General features: G+C 46.7%; 15 protein-coding genes and 1 pseudogene. 13 read left to right on the top strand and 3 right to left on the bottom strand.

Annotation, left to right across the window (positions count from 1 at the left end; all coding sequences use genetic code 11):
- Positions 1 to 490: 490 nt before the first annotated feature.
- Entirely contained in the window at positions 491 to 997 is a 507-nt protein-coding gene (luxS, locus tag WH43_RS00725; RefSeq protein WP_053422748.1) for an S-ribosylhomocysteine lyase, read from the bottom strand.
- Positions 998 to 1,263: 266 nt separating this feature from the next.
- On the opposite strand from luxS, the gene dnaK reads away from it, so the two are divergent.
- The 3 genes from dnaK (at position 1,264) to WH43_RS00710 (ending at position 5,344) form a co-directional block, all read left to right on the top strand.
- Positions 1,264 to 3,171, top strand: coding sequence for a molecular chaperone DnaK (gene dnaK / locus WH43_RS00720; protein ID WP_053422747.1), 1,908 nt, complete (start codon positions 1,264 to 1,266; stop codon positions 3,169 to 3,171).
- 100 nt (positions 3,172 to 3,271) lie between these two features.
- Positions 3,272 to 4,399 (top strand): molecular chaperone DnaJ, encoded by a 1,128-nt coding sequence (gene dnaJ, locus WH43_RS00715; protein ID WP_053422746.1) that lies wholly within the window; start codon positions 3,272 to 3,274, stop codon positions 4,397 to 4,399.
- Between the two features lie 138 nt (positions 4,400 to 4,537).
- Entirely contained in the window at positions 4,538 to 5,344 is an 807-nt protein-coding gene (locus WH43_RS00710; protein WP_053422745.1) for a M48 family metallopeptidase, read from the top strand.
- 94 nt (positions 5,345 to 5,438) lie between these two features.
- Here the strand turns inward: WH43_RS00710 and WH43_RS00705 are convergent, their stop codons facing one another.
- Positions 5,439 to 6,758 carry a Na+/H+ antiporter NhaC family protein gene (locus tag WH43_RS00705; protein ID WP_053422744.1) on the bottom strand — a complete coding sequence of 440 codons (1,320 nt, stop codon included), beginning with the start codon at positions 6,756 to 6,758 and terminating at the stop codon, positions 5,439 to 5,441.
- Between the two features lie 285 nt (positions 6,759 to 7,043).
- Between WH43_RS00705 and WH43_RS00700 the strand changes: the two genes are divergently transcribed.
- The 6 genes and pseudogenes from WH43_RS00700 to WH43_RS00675 all read left to right on the top strand — a co-directional run bounded on the left by WH43_RS00700 (position 7,044) and on the right by WH43_RS00675 (position 14,624).
- Positions 7,044 to 8,198 carry an iron-containing alcohol dehydrogenase gene (locus WH43_RS00700; protein ID WP_053422743.1) on the top strand — a complete coding sequence of 385 codons (1,155 nt, stop codon included), beginning with the start codon at positions 7,044 to 7,046 and terminating at the stop codon, positions 8,196 to 8,198.
- An 86-nt stretch (positions 8,199 to 8,284) separates the two neighbouring features.
- Entirely contained in the window at positions 8,285 to 9,094 is an 810-nt protein-coding gene (dapB, locus tag WH43_RS00695; RefSeq protein WP_053422742.1) for a 4-hydroxy-tetrahydrodipicolinate reductase, read from the top strand.
- A gap of 196 nt (positions 9,095 to 9,290) precedes the next feature.
- Positions 9,291 to 10,420: pseudogene (gene carA / locus WH43_RS00690) on the top strand (glutamine-hydrolyzing carbamoyl-phosphate synthase small subunit).
- 31 nt (positions 10,421 to 10,451) lie between these two features.
- A complete protein-coding gene (carB, locus tag WH43_RS00685; RefSeq protein WP_053422741.1) occupies positions 10,452 to 13,673 on the top strand; it encodes a carbamoyl-phosphate synthase large subunit in 3,222 nt (1,073 codons plus the stop codon).
- Entirely contained in the window at positions 13,670 to 14,146 is a 477-nt protein-coding gene (gene greA, locus WH43_RS00680) for a transcription elongation factor GreA (RefSeq protein ID WP_053422740.1), read from the top strand. Before carB ends, greA begins: the two co-directional genes overlap by 4 nt.
- The gene (locus tag WH43_RS00675) at positions 14,118 to 14,624 is read left to right on the top strand and encodes a hypothetical protein (protein ID WP_053422739.1); all 507 of its coding nucleotides are present in this window, start codon (positions 14,118 to 14,120) and stop codon (positions 14,622 to 14,624) included. Before greA ends, WH43_RS00675 begins: the two co-directional genes overlap by 29 nt.
- Here WH43_RS00675 and yhbY read toward each other — a convergent pair.
- A complete protein-coding gene (yhbY, locus tag WH43_RS00670) occupies positions 14,621 to 14,917 on the bottom strand; it encodes a ribosome assembly RNA-binding protein YhbY (protein WP_053422738.1) in 297 nt (98 codons plus the stop codon). The genes WH43_RS00675 and yhbY overlap by 4 nt on opposite strands.
- Before the next feature lie 84 nt (positions 14,918 to 15,001).
- Between yhbY and rlmE the strand changes: the two genes are divergently transcribed.
- From rlmE to glmM, 4 genes are all read left to right on the top strand, one after another.
- Positions 15,002 to 15,631, top strand: coding sequence for a 23S rRNA (uridine(2552)-2'-O)-methyltransferase RlmE (rlmE, locus tag WH43_RS00665; protein ID WP_053422737.1), 630 nt, complete (start codon positions 15,002 to 15,004; stop codon positions 15,629 to 15,631).
- A 79-nt stretch (positions 15,632 to 15,710) separates the two neighbouring features.
- On the top strand, positions 15,711 to 17,621 hold the full coding sequence (gene ftsH, locus WH43_RS00660) for an ATP-dependent zinc metalloprotease FtsH (RefSeq protein WP_188713516.1): 1,911 nt from the start codon (positions 15,711 to 15,713) through the stop codon (positions 17,619 to 17,621).
- A gap of 151 nt (positions 17,622 to 17,772) precedes the next feature.
- Positions 17,773 to 18,615 (top strand): dihydropteroate synthase, encoded by an 843-nt coding sequence (folP, locus tag WH43_RS00655; protein ID WP_053422735.1) that lies wholly within the window; start codon positions 17,773 to 17,775, stop codon positions 18,613 to 18,615.
- Positions 18,608 to 19,942, top strand: coding sequence for a phosphoglucosamine mutase (gene glmM / locus WH43_RS00650; protein WP_053422734.1), 1,335 nt, complete (start codon positions 18,608 to 18,610; stop codon positions 19,940 to 19,942). Before folP ends, glmM begins: the two co-directional genes overlap by 8 nt.
- The last annotated feature ends 78 nt before the right edge of the window (positions 19,943 to 20,020 follow it).

The raw sequence follows: 20,020 nt of genomic DNA, 5'->3' as shown, positions 1-20,020 counted from the left end.
ACGATGGTAGTGTGGCAGATGCCATGCGAGAGTAGTTCACCGCCAGGCTCCCAATTAAGCCAGAAGGCCCAGTCTAACGACTGGGCCTTTTTGCTTATTTGCGTTGCACAGGCGGTCGCCAGGGTGAAACAGGGAAAACGGGACGCAAATAGTTTTGCGTCACGCCTGTTTCACGCCTTGAGCTCTGCGAAAGGCCGGACAAGACGGTCCGCTGTCGCCTGACCCAGAACCCCAGGATGGGGTGAGCACTGTAGTTCACCGCCAGGGTCGAGGCACTCTGCAAGCGGCCGGACAAGACGGTCCGCTGTCGCCTGACCAGAACCCCAGGATGGGGGGAGCACTGTAGTTCACCGCCAGACGACCCGCTTCCGCCTGACCCAGAACCACAAATTCAGAATCTATCTGGCTCATTAGCCATGTGTTTGAAGAAGAATGCCAAAAACAAGAAAGGCCACTCTTATGGTGGCCTTAGTGCTTGTTTCTGGAGAAATTACTGCTTTAAAAACTCAGCTGAAAGCTTCAACTCGTCGTTCAAATTTACACCCACACCACGGCTGATGATGTTTTGTGCAATCTCTTTGGCTTCAGCTAAAGAATGCATCTGCGCTGTACCACATTGATAAATATTCAGCTCAGGGATTTCAGACTGATTTTGTACTGTCAGTACGTCGGCCATAGCTGCTTTCCATGCGTTTGCTACACGCTGCTCATCCGGCGTACCAATCAGGCTCATATAAAAACCTGTGCGGCAACCCATAGGGGAAATATCGATGATTTCTACGCCGTCACCATTTAAATGATCACGCATAAAGCCGGCGAATAAATGCTCAAGTGTATGAATGCCCTTTTCCGACAGGATTTCTTCGTTAGGCACGCAGAAACGTAAATCAAATACGGTGATGTCATCACCTTTTGGGGTATTCATTTTTTTAGCCACACGTACCGCAGGCGCTTTCATAATGGTGTGGTCAACGGTAAAGCTGTCTAATAAAGGCATGATCTCTCTCTCTGTTGAGGCTCGGTATTCAAGCAATTTTGCTGAATTATACGCTGCAATTGCTTTTTGAGTTAAATGCTTTTCTGTTCTATCGACTTAGTTTCAGCACTATTAAACCCTTAGCTCCCGCTTTTTGTTTGCTTATTGCTCGAAATCGCACAAAGGATAAATTTTTTTAAAAAAATAACCTTGAATCGAATAGGGATAAACCCCATTAACTGGTCAACACAATTTTAATTGTAAAGATTAATAAGCGGAGAGTAGTTATGGGTAGAATTATTGGTATTGACTTAGGTACAACAAACAGCTGTGTGGCTATTTTAGATGGTGACCAGCCACGCGTTCTGGAAAATGCTGAAGGTACCAGAACCACTCCTTCCATCATCGCTTATGCCGAAGACGGCGAAGTATTAGTAGGTCAGCCAGCCAAACGTCAGGCTGTGACTAACCCTAAAAATACTTTGTTCGCAATTAAGCGTTTGATTGGTCGTCGTTTTGAAGATGCTGAAGTTCAGCGTGACATAAAAATCATGCCTTACCAGATTGTTAAAGCTGATAATGGTGACGCCTGGGTTGAAGTTAAAGGCAAAAAATTAGCTGCACCACAGATTTCTGCTGAAGTGCTGAAAAAAATGAAGAAAACTGCTGAAGATTATCTGGGCGAGCCAGTGACTGAAGCTGTTATCACTGTTCCGGCTTATTTCAACGATGCTCAGCGTCAGGCTACAAAAGATGCTGGTCGTATTGCTGGTTTAGAAGTTAAACGTATTATCAACGAGCCAACAGCAGCTGCTCTGGCTTATGGTATGGATAAGAAAAAAGGCGACACCAAAGTTGCGGTTTATGACTTAGGTGGTGGTACTTTCGATATCTCTATCATTGAAATCGACGATGTAGATGGCGAACAGACCTTCGAAGTGTTAGCTACCAATGGTGATACTCACTTAGGTGGTGAAGACTTTGACTCTCGTGTTATTAACTACTTAGTCGACGAGTTCAAAAAAGAGCAGGGCATTGACCTGCGTAACGATCCACTGGCGATGCAGCGTTTAAAAGAAGCGGGCGAAAAAGCTAAGATCGAATTGTCTTCTGCTTCTCAGACTGAAGTGAATCTGCCGTATATCACTGCGGATGCCACTGGTCCTAAGCACTTAAATATCAAAGTAACCCGCGCTAAGCTGGAATCTTTGGTAGATGATTTAATTCAGCGCACTATTGAGCCATTGAAACAGGCTTTAAAAGACGCCGACCTGTCTGTGAGTGAAATTAACGACATCATCCTGGTGGGTGGTCAGACTCGTATGCCTAAAGTTCAGGAAGCGGTAACAGCTTTCTTCGGCAAAGAGCCACGTAAAGACGTGAACCCTGACGAAGCTGTGGCTGTAGGTGCTGCGATTCAGGGCGCTGTATTGTCTGGTGACGTGACTGACGTCTTGTTGTTAGACGTAACTCCACTGTCTTTAGGTATCGAGACTATGGGTAGCGTGATGACAGCCTTGATTGAGAAGAACACCACTATTCCAACCAAGAAGTCACAAACGTTCTCTACAGCAGATGACAACCAGTCAGCTGTAACTATCCATGTGCTGCAGGGGGAGCGTAAGCAAGCTTCTGCCAACAAGTCACTGGGTCAGTTTAACTTAGAGGGTATTCGCCCGGGTCGTCGTGGTGAGCCACAAATCGAAGTCACCTTCGACTTAGACGCAGACGGTATTCTGCATGTGTCTGCGAAAGACAAAGATACAGGTAAAGAGCAGAAGATCACTATCAAAGCTTCTTCAGGCTTAACAGATGAAGAAGTGGAACGTATGGTACGTGATGCTGAACTGAATGCTGAAGAAGACAAAAAGTTTGAAGAGTTAGTGCAAACCCGTAACCAGGCTGATGCTTTAGTGCATGCAACCCGCAAGCAAATTGAAGAAGCTGGTAACGACTTAGCGACCAACGACAAACAAGAGATTGAAGCTGCTGTTGCCGCGTTAGAAGCTGCTATCAAGACGAACGACAAAGCTGATATCGAAGCCAAAACTCAGGCTCTGATCCAGGCTTCTCAGAAACTGTCTGAAGTTGCTCAGGCAAAAGCGCAGCAAGGTGGTGCTGAACCACAAGCCCGCAATGCCGCTGGTGATGACGTAGTAGATGCTGAGTTCGAAGAAGTAAAAGACAACAAGTAATCATTGTGTCTGTGGGGGCGCATCTTTAAGATGCACCCCATACCAGAGTTAATTTGAGCGACCGCCCTGTGCGGTCGCTCCTCTATCAATATGAGTTGTTATGTCGAAGCGTGATTATTACGAAGTGCTTGGCGTCCAGAAAGGCGCTGACGATAAAGAAATCAAAAAGGCCTATAAGCGGCTCGCCATGAAATATCACCCTGATCGAACTCAGGGCGATAAGGCTATGGAAGAGAAGTTTAAAGAAGTGCAAGAAGCCTATGAGATCCTGTCGGATGACCAGAAGCGCGCTGCGTATGATAACTATGGTCACGCTGGTGTGGATCCAAATCGTGGCGGCGGTGGTGGTGGTGCCGACTTTAATGACATCTTCGGTGATGTGTTTGGTGACATCTTTGGTGGTGGCCGCCGTGGTGGTCAATCCCGCGCGCAACGTGGTTCAGACTTACGCTACAACCTGGAGTTAAATCTCGAGGATGCTGTACGTGGTAAGTCAGTTGAAATTAAAGTACCAACCTGGGTGTCCTGTGATGTCTGTGATGGCTCAGGCGCGAAAAAAGGCACGCAGGCTAAGTCTTGTCCAACCTGTCATGGTGCGGGTCAGGTGACCATGCGTCAGGGCTTTTTTGCTGTTCAGCAAACCTGTCCTACCTGTAGTGGTCGCGGCAAAATTATTCCGGACCCCTGTACTAAGTGTCATGGCGATGGCCGCGTAGAAAAAACTAAAACACTGTCAGTGAAAATTCCTGCTGGTGTGGATACGGGCGATCGTATTCGTTTAGCAGGTGAGGGTGAAGCAGGGCAGTTTGGTGCGCCGGCTGGTGACTTGTATGTGCAGGTGCATGTGAAAGATCACCCTATCTTTGTGCGTGATGGCAACAACCTGTATTGTGATGTTCCTATCAGCTTCAGTACTGCTGCTTTAGGCGGTGAAATTGATGTGCCGACTTTAGATGGTCGCGTCAAGCTGAAGATCCCGGCAGAAACCCAGACCGAAAAAATGTTCCGTCTGCGTGGTAAAGGCGTGCAGTCTGTCCGTGGTGGCGGTGTAGGGGATTTGGTTTGTAAAGTGGTGGTGGAAACGCCTGTCAACTTAAGCGACAAGCAAAAAGACTTATTGCGTCAGCTTGATGAAAGCTGGGGTGGTGACAGTGAAGCGAAACACAGACCTAAGTCCAAAGGCTTCTTTGATGGTGTGAAGAAGTTTTTCGATGATTTAACCGGCTAAGCCAGTTTTCGAAACTATCTGAATGAAAACCACCTGCGGGTGGTTTTCTTTTTTCAGATGCCGCACAATAACTGAACTTATTTCAGTTTTTATAGTTCTATAAGCTGCAATTTCCAGTACGAAAAGAAGGATCATTTAATGCGTACTAAGTTAGTACTTCCCTTGTTAATCGCTAGTGTGCTGCTTGCAAGCTGTACTCAGTCGCCGACAGGTCGTCGCCAGTTGATGTTATTTGATGATAAAAAACTCAGCGCTATGGGTATTCAGACTTTTGAAGGGATGAAGGCAGAAACTCCGATCAGTAAAAACAAAAAAGTGAATCAGTATGTACAGTGTGTGGCAAATAACCTGCTCAAACATACCGATGCAAAATGGCAACAAACCCCATGGGAAATCGTGGTGTTTGAAGATGATCAGGTGAATGCTTTTGCCTTGCCAGGTGGCAAAATGGGTGTGTACACCGGACTTTTGTTAGTGGCCGATAACCAGTCACAACTTGCGGCTGTGATAGGTCATGAGATTGCACACGTCATGGCAGGACACAGTAACGAACGTTTATCCAGCGACCAGTTTATATCTACTGCCCTCACAGTCGCCGACAGTGCCCTGACTGTCGCAGGCTCGCCTTATCAGCAACAAATGAAAACAGCTTTTGGCTTAGGCGCTCAGGTCGGCATTGCTCTGCCTTTTAGCAGAGCTCATGAAACAGAAGCCGATATTATGGGCCTGGAACTGATGGCCAAATCTGGTTTTGTACCTACTGAATCTGTGAAGTTATGGCAGAACATGGCGGCTAAGGGCAGCGGTTCAACGCCACAGCTGTTATCCAGCCACCCTGTGCCGGACAATAGAATTAAAGAGTTGAATAAACATATGGCGGTGGCAGAAAGTTATTATCAGCAGCGCCGCAGTCAGGGCGCTTTACCGAATTGTAATAAAGCTTAGAGTTTAAATAACAGGGCCAGCTTAATGTTGGCCCTGCTCTTAGAGATGGCTATTGCCCAATGCCTGTTCAGGCCATCGTCGCTGCGCTTCGATGTTAAAAATCGCTCCGGTCGATTTTTTCAACCAAAATACGTGCTGTGGCAAAAACTGCGAGAATTAAACAGTAGTAGCTATGTGTTACCACGTCCCATGGCGATATGCCAAAACTAGCACCCAATAACAGAGCCTGAGCACCATAAGGTACTAAGCCTTGCGCTATACAGGCAAATACATCCAATAAACTGGCACTGCGCTTGGGAGGGATTTGATGGTGCTGCGCTATATCTTTACTCACATCCCCTGTGACAACTATGGCTACAGTGTTATTGGCAATACAAAGATTGCTGACAAAAGCCAGGGCCGCAATTGCTAGTTGCTGTGCTTTGTTACCTGCCAGTTTGAGCTTTAAAGCCCAAGCAATGACATGACTGGATAAATACTGCAGGCCACCTTGTTGTTTAACAAATTCACCTAAAGCGCCCACCAGCATCGATAACAGGAAAATCTCCTGCATAGAACCAAAACCTTTGTAAATATCTTTACCCAGGTTCGCCAACTGATAATCGGCCAGTACAGCTCCTTGTAACGCCGCTAACACTATCCCCAGCAACAATACAGCGAAGACATTCATGCCAGCTACAGCTAGGAACAGGATAGCTGCATAAGGTAAAACTCCAGTCCAGCTAAAGTCTTGTACCCTTACTTCGGCGTGGCTTTGGGCTAAAAAAGCGAACAAGGCTAAAGTGACCAGTGCTGCAGGCAGCGCAATTTTCAGGTTCTCTTTGAATTTATCTTTCATCTGTGCACCCTGAGTGCGGGTGGAGGCGATAGTGGTATCAGAGATAATCGACAGGTTATCGCCAAAAATGGCGCCGCTTAACAGCACACCTGCCACTAAAGTTGGCTCTAATTGCGCTTGTGAACTTAAGCCTACAGCAATAGGTGCCAGAGCACCTATGGTGCCCATAGAGGTGCCCATTGCTGTCGCTACTATGGCGGAAATTACGAATAAGCCGGGCAATAAAAATTGCGCTGGTACAAGCGATAAACCGGCGTTGACTACCGCATCAACACCACCAGTGGCCTGAGCGACAGTGGCAAAAGCTCCTGCCAGCAAGTAAATGATACACATGGTAATAATATTGCTATTACCCGCCCCCTTCACCAGGACTTCAATTGATTCTGCCAGTGGCGCTTTATACAACCAAATCGCCAACACCAAAGCAGGAATAATAGCGACAGGCCCTGGCAACTGATAAAAGGCATAATCGACGCCTTGAGATTGCAGATACAAGCCTGTGCCTAAAAACAGCGCGACAAAGAGCAATAACGGCAGCAAGGATAAACGGGCTTGCTGTTTTTGCGATAACGTCATGAGTTTTCCTCTAAACCTATAAGGTTTTAAAATTTTCCGGAATATAGAGACGTCCAGAAGTCCTGTCAAATAGTAAAGCTGACTAAGCTATAGCCAAACTAATAAAAATGATTGCTTCAGCTCACAAGTTTCATAACAAACAAGGCGTCTCATTCGCTTAAAATCAGCCTAACTGAATTCCGGCATTTTGCCTATGACAGAAGAAAAAACCAAAAGCAGCTTGAACTTAACGCGGTTCAGGCCCATATAAACCACTTAATTTTTGTATTACACACCGGAGTTACTATGTTTAATTTTTCTTACCATAATCCAACCCGTATTGTGTTTGGTGATGGCCAAATCAGTCAGTTGAGCAAGTTGGTCCCTAAGGACAGCAAGGTATTACTGACTTATGGCGGTGGTTCTATTAAACAAAATGGTGTGTATCAGCAAGTGACTGATGCATTAAAAGACCATCAGGTGCTGGAGTTTTCTGGTATCGAACCCAACCCCAGCTATGAAACTTTAAGTAAAGCTGTTGCCTTGGTAAAAGCAGAAAACATCGATTTCATTCTGGCTGTTGGTGGCGGTTCAGTAGTAGATGGCAGTAAATACATAGCTGCAGCTGCGTTGCTGGACCAGGACGGCTGGGACATTTTAGAGAAAAAAGCCCGTATTAAAGCTGCATTACCTTTAGGTTGTGTGCTGACTTTACCTGCGACCGGCACTGAAAGTAATGCGAATGCGGTCATTACCCGCCAGAGCACGCAGCAAAAGCTGGCGTTTTCGCATCCATCTGTTTATCCGCAGTTTGCCATTTTGGATCCCAAAGTAACTTACAGTTTGCCAGCTAAACAGATCGCCAATGGCGTAGTGGATGCTTTTGTTCATGTGATGGAGCAATACCTGACCTATCCGGTCAACGCTGCAGTACAAGACAGATTTGCTGAATCCTTATTACAGGTACTGATTGAAGAAGGGCCAAAAGCCTTAAATGAACCCGAAAACTACGATGTCAGAGCCAATGTAATGTGGGCCGCCACTATGGCGCTGAACGGTTTGATTGGTGTAGGCGTGCCTCAGGATTGGGCCACGCACGGCTTAGGTCATCAGCTCACAGCCTTGTATGGCTTAGATCATGCTCAAACTTTAGCTGTCGTACTGCCAGCCTTAATGCAACAACAACGTGCGACCAAACGCGACAAGTTATTGCAGTACGCCAGCAGAGTCTGGGGTTTACAGCAGCAAGACCCTGAGCGTCAGATTGATGAGGCCATCAATCACACCCGTGCTTTCTTTGAGCAAATGGGCGTCCCAACCCGCTTAACGGCTTATGGCTTGCCTGCATCTTCTGTGGATGAGCTGATGGCCAAAGTGATGAGCCAAGGCATGGATAAACTGGGTGAGCATGGCGATATCGACTATAGTGCCAGCCGCGCCATTTTTACCGCAGCAGTGTAACAGTGCTGGCAGTTTGGGGTTGCATATCCATCCGGATTGCCGTTTAATAGCGCCCGTATTACAGTAGCCAAACACAGGAACAACAGATGAGTACAGTAGGTATTTTAGGTGCCAACGGCCGTATGGGCAGAGCTTTAGTCAGTGTGGCTAAAGAGCATCAATTGCCGATGAGCGCTGCTACTGTGCGTGCCGGTTCTGCTTTAACAGGTATGGATGCAGGTGAGCTGGCCGGTTGTGGCAAATTGAATCTGCCTTTTATAGAGACTTCTGTTGCGGCTTTAGATTCAGCTGACATCTGGATTGATTTCACTATGCCAGACGCCATGCTACAGCATCTGGAATTTGCGGTGCAGGCCAAAAAAGCGCTGGTGATTGGTGTGACTGGCCTAACAGATAGTCAATACTCAGCAGTGCAACAGGCCGCTAAACATATTCCTATTGTGTGGGCGCCCAATATGAGTGTAGGTGTGAACTTATTACTGCATCTGGTGCAAACTGCAGCTAAAGTGATGGGCCAGACGGCTGATATTGAAATTATTGAAGCGCACCACAGATTTAAAAAAGACGCCCCTTCAGGCACTGCTATGGCGATAGGCCATCAAATTGCCAAAGCTTTGGATCGTAATCTCTCCGATGTGGCAGTCTATGGCCGTGAAGGCATAACCGGTGAGCGTGAACAAAAAACCATTGGTTTTGCGACAGTCAGAGGTGGTGACATTATTGGTGATCATACCGCACTCTTTGCGGACCTTGGAGAACGGCTGGAAATTACCCATAAAGCTTCCAGTCGTAGTACTTTTGCTCAAGGCGCATGGCGCGCAGCGCTCTGGTTGCAAAATAAACAGCCAGGACTTTATTCTATGCAACAAGTACTGGGTTTAGCTGACTTAGCTTAACTTTTTGAGCAATATGTTATAAAAATGCGATCAAAGCGTCATTTTTATAAAATTTCAAAAAAGAGTTAGACCAAATAGCTCAAATCGCCTAGAATAGTCAGGTTTGCCTAAGCAAATGTGGATACAAAAATTCTGGGTCAAAACGGGTGGTGAACTGTAATGTTTTTCCCCCGTTTTCTGCTGTTTGGAGGTTATTTTGACTAAGTCCGCCCTGCTCGTACTGGAAGACGGCACCGTATTTCGCGGTACAGCCATTGGCGCTGAAGGTATTTCTGTTGGAGAGGTGGTATTTAATACCTCGATGACCGGGTATCAGGAAATCCTCACGGATCCCTCCTATGCTGAACAAATCGTCACTCTGACATATCCTCATATTGGAAATACCGGCACAAACGATGAAGATGAGGAGTCTGATAAAATCTGGGCCAAAGGCCTTATTATCCGTGACCTTCCTTTGTTAGCCAGTAATTTCCGTAATCAAGCCTCTCTTAGTCACTACCTTAGCTCCCGTAATATTTTAGGCATCGCCGATATCGACACCCGTAAACTGACCCGTATTCTGCGTGACAAAGGCGCACAAAATGGCTGCTTAATGGCGGGTGATAACTTAGACGAAAACAAAGCTTTAGAGTTGGCGCGTGCTTTCCCTGGTTTATCTGGTATGGATTTGGCCAAAGAAGTCTCAGTCAAAGAGTCCTATCAATGGACTGAAGGAAGCTGGGCTTTAGGTCAGGGCTTTGCTAAACCAGATAATTCAGCCTTTCATGTCGTTGCCTACGATTTTGGTGTGAAACGTAATATTTTGCGTATGTTGGCTGACCGTGGTTGTCGTTTAACTGTGGTTCCGGCTCAAACTTCTGCTGAAGAGGTATTAGCACTGAATCCTGACGGTATTTTCTTATCCAATGGCCCTGGCGACCCAGCGCCTTGCGATTACGCTATTCAAGCCATCGAAACTTTCCTGACCACTGATATTCCTGTGTTTGGTATTTGTTTAGGTCACCAATTACTGGCGTTAGCCAGCGGTGCTAAAACAGTCAAAATGACAGTGGGTCACCATGGTGGTAACCATCCGGTGAAAAATCTGGATACAAACAAGGTGTTAATCACAGCACAGAACCACGGTTTTGCTGTGGAAGAAGCCACATTGCCTGCCAATTTACGTGCGACTCACAAGTCGTTGTTTGATGGTACTTTGCAGGGGATTCACCGCACCGACAAACCAGCGTTTAGCTTCAGGGCCACCCTGAAGCCAGTCCTGGTCCACATGAAGCCAGTGAATTGTTTGACCACTTTATCGAATTGATGCAACAGCGTCAGGCTTAATTGGTAAGAATCAGAGAGACAGAGAATAGCTATGCCAAAACGTACCGATCTTAAAAGTATTCTTATCCTCGGCGCCGGTCCTATTGTAATCGGCCAGGCTTGTGAGTTCGATTATTCAGGTGCTCAAGCCTGTAAAGCATTAAAAGAAGAGGGTTACCGCGTCATTCTGGTGAACTCTAACCCTGCCACTATCATGACAGACCCGGAAATGGCCGATGCAACCTACATCGAACCTATCCACTGGCAAGTGGTAGAAAAAATCATTGAAAAAGAACGTCCATGTGCGGTGTTACCTACTATGGGCGGTCAAACCGCATTAAACTGTGCGCTGGACTTAGAGCGTCATGGTGTGCTGGCAAAATATAATGTTGAAATGATTGGCGCTACTGCCGATGCCATAGACAAAGCAGAAGATCGCAGCCGTTTTGATAAAGCCATGCGTTCTATAGGTTTAGCTTGTCCACGTGCAGGCCTAGCGCATTCGATGGAAGAAGCCTACGAAGTACTGGAGAAAATTGGTTTTCCATGCATCATTCGTCCGTCTTTTACTATGGGCGGTTCAGGTGGTGGTATTGCTTACAACCGCGAAGAATTCGAAGAAATCTGTACTCGTGGTCTGGATCTGTCGCCAACCAAAGAGCTGCTGATTGACGAATCGCTGATCGGTTGGAAAGAATACGAGATGGAAGTAGTGCGTGATAAAAACGACAACTGCATCATCGTCTGTTCTATCGAAAACTTTGACCCTATGGGTGTGCATACAGGTGACTCTATTACCGTAGCGCCTGCTCAGACCTTAACGGATAAAGAATACCAAATCATGCGTAACGCTTCTTTGGCTGTTCTGCGTGAAATTGGTGTCGAAACTGGTGGTTCAAACGTACAGTTTGGTATTAATCCTGAAGATGGCCGTATGGTGATCATCGAGATGAACCCACGTGTATCGCGTTCTTCCGCTTTAGCGTCCAAAGCCACAGGTTTCCCTATTGCTAAAGTCGCCGCCAAGCTGGCCTGTGGTTACACACTGGACGAACTGGCCAACGATATTACTGGTGGTAAAACACCTGCTTCGTTTGAGCCAAGTATCGACTATGTGGTGACTAAAGTGCCACGTTTTAACTTTGAAAAGTTTGCTGGAGCTAATGACCGGTTAACTACTCAGATGAAGTCTGTCGGTGAAGTGATGGCCATTGGCCGTAACCAGCAGGAATCGCTGCAAAAAGCCTTACGTGGTCTGGAAATTGGCGTTTGTGGTTTAGACCCAATCATTGATATTCGCGCACCAGAGGCCAAAGAAAAAATCATTCGTGAATTGCGTGAACCTGGCTCGCACCGTATTTGGTACATAGCTGATGCGTTCCGCATGGGCATGAGCATGGATGAAATCTATGCACTGACCAAAATCGACCATTGGTTCCTGGTCCAGATTGAAGATTTATTGAAAGAAGAAGCCGCGGTGCAAGCTGCAGGTTTTGCTGGTTTAGATGAAAGCCGCTTAAAAGTATTAAAACGTAAAGGTTTTGCCGACCAACGTCTGGCAGACTTATTGGGCGTTGCTGAAAGCGAAGTGCGTAAAAAACGTCACAGCTTCGGCCTGCACCCTGTCTACAAACGGGTGGATACCTGTGCGGCTGAGTTTTCATCCAACACGGCTTATATGTACAGCACCTATGACGAGGAATGTGAAGCTGCACCAAGCAATCGTGACAAGATTATGATTATCGGTGGCGGTCCAAACCGCATAGGTCAGGGTATTGAGTTTGACTATTGCTGTGTACATGCAGCGCTGGCCTTACGTGAAGACGGTTACGAGACCATTATGGTCAACTGTAATCCTGAAACCGTATCGACTGACTATGACACTTCAGACCGTTTGTACTTCGAATCTATTACTCTGGAAGACGTGCTGGAAATCGTCCGTAAAGAACAGCCAAAAGGCGTGATTGTTCAATACGGTGGCCAGACGCCATTAAAATTAGCCCGTGCTTTGGAAGCGAATGGTGTGCCAATCATTGGCACATCGCCAGACGCCATTGACCGCGCTGAAGACCGTGAGCGTTTCCAGCAGGCAGTGGAGCGTTTGGGGTTAAAACAACCTCAAAATGCTACGGTCACTAGCCTTGAAGAAGCTATTGCTAAAGCCCCTACTATTGGTTACCCGATGGTGGTGCGCCCATCTTATGTATTAGGTGGCCGTGCTATGGAAATCGTTTATGACGACCAGGACCTGCGTCGTTATATGACCGAAGCGGTCAGTGTGTCGAACGACTCTCCGGTATTACTGGACCGTTTCCTTGATGACGCGATTGAAGTGGATATCGACGCCATTTGTGACGGCAAAGAAGTCATCATCGGCGGTATCATGGAACACATTGAGCAAGCCGGTGTGCACTCAGGCGACTCAGCCTGTACTTTACCACCACACAGCTTATCTGCCGATGTGCAGGACAGAATGCGTGAACAGGTGAAAAAGCTGGCACTTGAGCTGGGTGTGGTCGGCTTAATGAATACTCAGTTTGCGGTCAAAGATAACGAAATTTATTTGATTGAAGTGAATCCGCGTGCTGCCCGTACTGTGCCTTTTGTCTCTAAGGCTACAGGTATGGCGGTGGCTAAAGTAGGCGCCCGCTGTATGGCTGGCCAGTCTTTAGCTGCTCAGGGTATTACCAAAGAGATTATCCCGCCTTATTTCTCCGTGAAAGAAGTGGTGATCCCGTTCAATAAATTCCCTGGTGTCGATCCAATCCTAGGCCCTGAAATGCGCTCTACGGGCGAAGTTATGGGCGTGGGTGATAGCTTTGCAGAAGCTTTTGCCAAAGCAGAGTTAGGTGCAGGCACAGTGATCCCAACAGGTGGTCGTGCTTTACTTTCAGTGCGTGACAGCGATAAAGTGCGCGTTGTTGAATTAGCCAGAACTATGATTGAGCTGGGTTTTGAACTTGATGCTACAGGTGGTACAGCTAAAGCTTTAGAAGCAGCAGGCATAGAATGCCGTACTGTCAGCAAAGTATTCGAAGGCCGACCACATATTCTGGATAGAATCAAAAACGGTGAATACAGCTATATCGTGAACACTACTGAAGGGCGTCAAGCCATTGAAGATTCGAAAGTGTTACGCCGTGGCGCGTTGCAACACAAAGCCAACTACACCACAACGTTAAATGCAGCTTTTGCAACCTGTAAAGCCAATGCGGCCAATGCCTTTGCTACAGTTGCATCAGTACAGGAACTACATAAGAGAGTAAACGGATGAGTCAAATCCCTATGACTGTTGAAGGCGCTCAACGCTTGCGTGATGAATTGCATGAGCTGAAGACAGTAAAACGCCCGGCTATCATTCAGGCGATAGCCGACGCGCGTGAGCATGGTGATTTAAAAGAGAACGCGGAGTATCACGCTGCCCGTGAACAGCAGGGCTTTTGTGAAGGCCGCATTCAGGATATCGAAGCCAAGTTATCCAACGCACAGATCATCGATATCACTAAGTTGCCAAATAACGGCAAAGTGATTTTTGGTGCTACTGTGACTATTTTGAACCTGGATACGGAAGAAGAAGTGACTTACCGTATCGTAGGGGACGATGAAGCGGATATTAAAAACTTCAGGATTTCGGTGAATTCACCTATAGCCCGCGGTTTGATTGGTAAATCAGAAGAAGATGTGGTCACTATCAATACGCCAGCTGGTATGGTGGAGTTTGAGATCACTCAAGTGCAGTACTTATAAGCTGTATCTGCAACAAAAAGGCGGCTTAGGCCGCCTTTTTAGTCTTAATAACTCAGAGTGGATTGCCATGCAAAAACGCCAGACAAAGGCTTATCAGATCCAACAGATGGACCATGTGCTTTGGGTTCAGGTTTTTGGCGTGTCGAGCTTGCTGGGGACAGAAGAATATGTCAGGGATTTCCGCGCTTTGATTACTCCGGTTATAACGAAACCCTGGGCCGTTGTTCTGGATATCCGATTATGGCAAGCCAGTCCTGCGCAATCACTGCAGTTGTTAAAACAGAATTCTGAATGGGCTATTGCCAATAATTTACATCATGTCGAATTGTTGTTACCGGCGGATGAAATGCTGACATGGCAGTATCTAAAAGCCACTGAAGTAGAGAAGCCTGAGTATTTGACTCGGCATATCGCAGAAAGTGAAGAGTCGGCCCGCTTGAATTTGCAGGCCGCAGGTTACTTAAAAGGTGCAGATTAGCCCTTTGGAATATGTAACTTTTTCTCTTTGGCTGCGCGGTAAAGCACTAATATATGGCCAATCACCTGAACCTTTTGTGCTTTGGCTTCACGCACTATAGCGTCCATAATGGCTACTTTCTCTTCGCGGTCGATGCTTGGAACTTTAACTTTGATCAGTTCATGGTGCTCTAACGCCAAATCAATTTCGGCCATTACGCCTTCAGTGAGTCCGTTGCCACCCAGCAGAATGATGGGCTTTAACTCGTGTGCTTTGGCTTTTAAAAACTGTTTTTGTTTATTACTAAGGTTCATATATGTAGATTTTCCGTGTTGGAAAGCTTGAAATTACACTATTGTACCGCCATCTCGCTATGAAGACTATTTAAGAGTACTCAGATGACAAAGAAAAAACGTTCCGGCAGCTCCTCTCGCTGGTTACAGGAGCATGTAAGCGACCCTTTTGTGCAAAAAGCGCAGAAATTGGGTTTAAGATCCCGAGCCGCTTTTAAGCTGGATGAAATTCAGGACAAAGATAAACTGATCAAAACCGGCATGACAGTCGTAGATCTGGGGTCAGCACCTGGCAGTTGGTCTGCACGGGCTGTTGAATTAGTTGGTCAGTCAGGTTGTGTGGTGGCTTGTGATATTCTGCCGATGGACCCTTTAGCTGGTGTGGCTTTTTTACAGGGCGACTTTCGTGAAGAAGCTGTATTAAACGCCTTGTTAGAGCGCATAGGTGGCCGCAACGTGGACGTGGTTCTGTCTGACATGGCACCTAATATGAGTGGCAACAGCACAGTGGATCAGTCCAGAAGTATGTATCTTGTGGAACTGGCGTTGGAAATGTGTAACAACGTATTGAAGAAAAATGGCAGTTTTGTGGTCAAAGTATTTCATGGTGAAGGCTTCGAAACCTTTGTACAGCAGGTTCGCAGTGTATTTACCACGGTACGAATTCGTAAACCGGATTCGTCCCGGGCACGATCCAGTGAGACATATATCGTAGCGACAGGCTTTAAAGTCTAGTAAAGTAACGGTAGGTTCATTGTATCGTAACCGTTTTTGTAACTATTTTCGTAACTGAGAGGTTCTCACCTTGAGTGACATGGCAAAAAATCTCATCGTATGGCTGGTCATCGCCGTTGTATTGATGTCGGTATTTAATAGTTTTGGTCCTGCTGATAAAGCAGACAAGCAAATGAGTTATACCCAGTTTCTGAAAGAAGCCAATCAGGGCCAGATCCGCGAGGTGAAGGAACAGAATGGTGTCATCACGGGTATAAAACGTTCTGGTGACCGTTTTGAAACTGTGATCCCAACTGGCTACGATCCAAAGCTAATTGATGACATGTACAAAAATGACATCACCTTCTCTGGCACAGCACCTGAGAGTCCAAGCATGCTGGGGCAGATTTTCATCTCCTGGTTCCCAATGCTGTTGCTGATCGGCGTCTGGATTTTCTTTATGCGTCAGATGCAGGGCGGTGGTGGCAAAGGCGCTATGTCTTTTGGAAAGAGCCGTGCCCGCTTAATGGGCGAAGATCAAATCAAAACGACTTTTGCTGACGTGGCTGGTTGTGACGAAGCCAAAGAAGAAGTCACCGAGCTGGTAGATTATTTAAAAGACCCATCCCGCTTCCAGAAGTTGGGCGGTAAAATACCAAAAGGTATTTTAATGGTAGGGCCGCCAGGTACAGGTAAAACTTTGCTAGCCAAGGCCATTGCCGGTGAGGCGAAAGTACCGTTTTTTGCCATCTCAGGTTCTGACTTCGTTGAAATGTTTGTTGGTGTCGGCGCCAGCCGTGTGCGTGACATGTTTGAACAAGCAAAAAAGGCCGCTCCATGTATCATCTTTATTGACGAAATTGACGCCGTAGGCCGTCAGCGTGGTGCAGGTTTAGGTGGTGGTCATGATGAACGTGAACAAACTTTAAACCAGATGCTGGTAGAAATGGATGGTTTTGACGGTAACGAAGGTATCATTATTATCGCCGCGACCAACAGACCAGACGTGCTGGACGCCGCATTATTAAGACCAGGCCGTTTTGACCGTCAGGTGGTCGTAGGTTTACCTGATGTACGTGGCCGTGAACAAATTCTGAAAGTACACATGCGCAAAGTGCCGTTAGGTGACGATGTTAAGGCCAGTGTGATTGCTCGTGGTACTCCTGGTTTTTCTGGTGCAGATTTAGCCAACCTGGTGAACGAAGCCGCATTGTTTGCCGCCCGTGGTAACAGCCGTGTGGTTGGCATGGAAGAGTTTGAAAAAGCCAAAGATAAAATCATGATGGGTGCAGAGCGCCGCTCTATGGTGATGTCTGAAGCTGAAAAAGAAATGACTGCATACCACGAAGCAGGACACGCTATTGTGGGTTGTCTGGTGCCAGAGCATGATCCTGTACACAAAGTCACTATTATTCCTCGTGGCCGTGCTTTAGGTGTGACGTTCTTTTTACCTGAAGCTGATGCCATCAGTATCAGTCGTCGTAAATTGGAAAGTAAAATTTCAGTAGCTTACGGCGGTCGTTTGGCGGAAGAACTGATCTACGGTGGTGACGCTGTATCAACTGGTGCCTCGCAGGACATCAAATATGCGACTTCTATTGCGCGTAATATGGTGACTCAATGGGGCTTCTCAGACAAATTAGGTCCGCTGCTGTATGCCGAAGAAGAAGGTGAAGTATTCCTGGGCCGCAGTATGGGAAAAGCCAAGAATATGTCTGATGAAACGGCGAGTATTATCGATTCTGAGATCAAAGCCATCATCGATCGTAACTACAACAGAGCCAAAACCATGATTGAAGAAAACATGGATATTTTGCACGCAATGAAAGACGCGTTGATGTTGTATGAAACTATTGATTCCAGACAGATTGAAGATCTAATGAACCGTCGTACTGTGCGTCAGCCAGAGAACTGGGAGCCTAAAGATAAAAACAAAGGCTCCAACAGTGACGATTCTAAGCCTGTTGATACGGTCAGCCCGTCAGAGCCATCTACAGAAAATCCTCTGTAAATTATAAGTTTTTATGAATCAAACCCCGGGAGTTCCCGGGGTTTTGCTATGTGCAAGACCAGGGGGTGTCGCAACAGCCTGTATAACGCCTCCGGCTCAGGCGAAAGCAGGCTGCTTGTTGCGACTGTCCAGACGATGAAGGAGCTTTATTATGTTATTGCAGTTACCCCGTCAGCGGCAGTTGGATTTATCTCGCCCTAAAGTGATGGGTATTTTAAATATCACGCCGGATTCATTCTCCGATGGTGGTCGTTTTATTGGAAAAGAAGCTGCCATCAGACAAGCCAGGGCTATGCTGGACGCTGGCGCTGCTATTTTGGATATAGGCGGAGAGTCTACCCGCCCTGGAGCTGAAGAGGTTTCAGTGCAGCAGGAACTGGACAGAGTCCTGCCGGTGATTGAGGCTATTCGCTCTGAGTTAGATTGCGTGATTTCTATTGATACCTGTAAAACACAAGTGATGAAAGAGGCTGTGGCTGCTGGTGCTGATATCATCAATGATATTAGAGCTTTATTGGACACTGGAGCTGTCAACTTTGCCGCCTCGGCGCAGGTCCCTGTCTGCCTGATGCATATGCAAGGGCAACCCAGAACTATGCAGCATGCTCCTTTGTATCAGGATGTAGCGAAAGAAGTGTGTGATTTTCTGATACAAAGAGCAGAGGTTTGTCTCGCCGCAGGTATTCCTAAAGGTCAGATCATTCTCGACCCAGGTTTTGGTTTTGGTAAAAGTCTGCAACATAATTATCAATTGTTAAGTCAGCTTTCAGTCTTCATGTCGCATCATTATCCTGTTTTAGTTGGCATGTCGCGAAAATCAATGATTGGTCAATTATTAAACCTTCAGGCTGATGAACGTTTGGCAGGTAGTTTGGCCTGTGCCACAATAGCTGTCATGAAAGGTGCCCGCATTATCCGCGTGCATGATGTGAAAGAAACTGTGCAGGCCGTGGCCGTTGCTTGTGCCACTTTATTTGGAGTAGAGCATGTCTAGGAAGTATTTTGGCACTGATGGGGTGCGTGGCAAAGTGGGTGAGTTTCCAATCACCCCTGAATTTGCAATGAAGTTAGGTTGGGCGGCTGGTCGTGTGTTATCGCAGCGTGGTACCAAAAAAGTACTGATAGGAAAAGATACACGGATTTCCGGGTATTTACTGGAAACTGCGCTAGAAGCTGGTTTAGTGGCTGCTGGTGTCGATGTACGTTTATTAGGCCCTATGCCAACTCCAGCCGTTTCTTACCTGACCCGCACTTTCCGTGCTGAGGCTGGTATTGTGATTAGTGCATCACATAATCCTTATTATGATAACGGCATTAAGTTTTTCTCGGCCGATGGTACTAAGTTACCAGATGACGTCGAACTCGCTATCGAAGAAGCCATGGAACAGCCTATGGTCTGTGAATCATCCGAACGTTTGGGCAAAGCCATGCGTATTGATGACGCGGCTGGTCGTTATATTGAATTCTGCAAAAGCCATATGCCAAACCACTTGTCATTAAGTGGTTTAAAAGTGGTGCTCGACTGTGCGCATGGCGCCACTTACCACATAGCTCCAAATGTATTCCGTGAATTAGGTGCCGAGGTTCAGGCCATAGGCGTCAGTCCTAATGGTTTAAACATCAACGACCATTGTGGTGCTACCCATACCGATCTGTTGCAACAGACTGTAATAGAGACAGGCGCTGACTTAGGTATTGCTTATGATGGTGATGGCGATCGGGTCATGATGGTAGACCACACCGGCCGCGTGATTGATGGTGATGAAATCGTTTATATCATTGCCCGCAATGCACAAAAGCTGAATAAGCTACAGGGCGGAGTCGTGGGTACTTTAATGAGTAATATGGGTCTGGAACTGGCTCTGGCTGAGTTGGGTATTCCTTTTGCTCGCTCTAATGTTGGCGATCGTTATGTGGTTGAAATGCTGGCGCAGAAAAACTGGCGTATTGGTGGCGAAAATTCCGGTCACGTACTGAATCTGGACCACGCAGGAACAGGCGACGGTATTATTGCTTCTATTCAGGTATTAACCGCTATGTTGGAAGCAAAATTATCTTTAGCTGAATTGGCCCAAGGCATGACTAAATTGCCACAGGTGCTGGTGAACGTGAAGTTTGAAAAAGGCACAGCCCCTTTAGAAAACTTACACGTCAAGAAAGTCATACAGCAAGTTGAGCAGCAGTTGAACGGTCAGGGACGCGTTTTGATCCGAAAATCCGGTACAGAGCCATTGATCCGTGTAATGGTAGAAGGAAGAATACAAGACGAAGTACAGAATTTAGCGCAAAAAATAGCCGATGCAGTCAAGGTCGCTAGCTAAAAACTGTTAATTTAGTCATCAAGTCTTGTCTGTGCGGGCGAGGTTAGTTACTATCTCGCCCGTTTTAATTCAGAGGCA

The organism is Rheinheimera sp. KL1 (assembly GCF_001275035.1).
Classification (GTDB): domain Bacteria; phylum Pseudomonadota; class Gammaproteobacteria; order Enterobacterales; family Alteromonadaceae; genus Pararheinheimera; species Pararheinheimera tangshanensis.
The sequence above is the reverse complement of the archived record's forward strand: the minus strand, read 5'-3'. Positions and strand labels throughout refer to the sequence as shown.

Bases quoted from the DNA above. Each gene is read 5' to 3' on its own strand.
- luxS (WP_053422748.1), bottom strand. From the start codon at position 997: ATGCCTTTATTAGACAGCTTTACCGTTGACCACACCATTATGAAAGCG.
- dnaK (WP_053422747.1), top strand. From the start codon at position 1,264: ATGGGTAGAATTATTGGTATTGACTTAGGTACAACAAACAGCTGTGTG.
- dnaJ (WP_053422746.1), top strand. From the start codon at position 3,272: ATGTCGAAGCGTGATTATTACGAAGTGCTTGGCGTCCAGAAAGGCGCT.
- WH43_RS00710 (WP_053422745.1), top strand. From the start codon at position 4,538: ATGCGTACTAAGTTAGTACTTCCCTTGTTAATCGCTAGTGTGCTGCTT.
- WH43_RS00705 (WP_053422744.1), bottom strand. From the start codon at position 6,758: ATGACGTTATCGCAAAAACAGCAAGCCCGTTTATCCTTGCTGCCGTTA.
- WH43_RS00700 (WP_053422743.1), top strand. From the start codon at position 7,044: ATGTTTAATTTTTCTTACCATAATCCAACCCGTATTGTGTTTGGTGAT.
- dapB (WP_053422742.1), top strand. From the start codon at position 8,285: ATGAGTACAGTAGGTATTTTAGGTGCCAACGGCCGTATGGGCAGAGCT.
- carB (WP_053422741.1), top strand. From the start codon at position 10,452: ATGCCAAAACGTACCGATCTTAAAAGTATTCTTATCCTCGGCGCCGGT.
- greA (WP_053422740.1), top strand. From the start codon at position 13,670: ATGAGTCAAATCCCTATGACTGTTGAAGGCGCTCAACGCTTGCGTGAT.
- yhbY (WP_053422738.1), bottom strand. From the start codon at position 14,917: ATGAACCTTAGTAATAAACAAAAACAGTTTTTAAAAGCCAAAGCACAC.
- rlmE (WP_053422737.1), top strand. From the start codon at position 15,002: ATGACAAAGAAAAAACGTTCCGGCAGCTCCTCTCGCTGGTTACAGGAG.
- ftsH (WP_188713516.1), top strand. From the start codon at position 15,711: ATGGCAAAAAATCTCATCGTATGGCTGGTCATCGCCGTTGTATTGATG.
- folP (WP_053422735.1), top strand. From the start codon at position 17,773: ATGTTATTGCAGTTACCCCGTCAGCGGCAGTTGGATTTATCTCGCCCT.
- glmM (WP_053422734.1), top strand. From the start codon at position 18,608: ATGTCTAGGAAGTATTTTGGCACTGATGGGGTGCGTGGCAAAGTGGGT.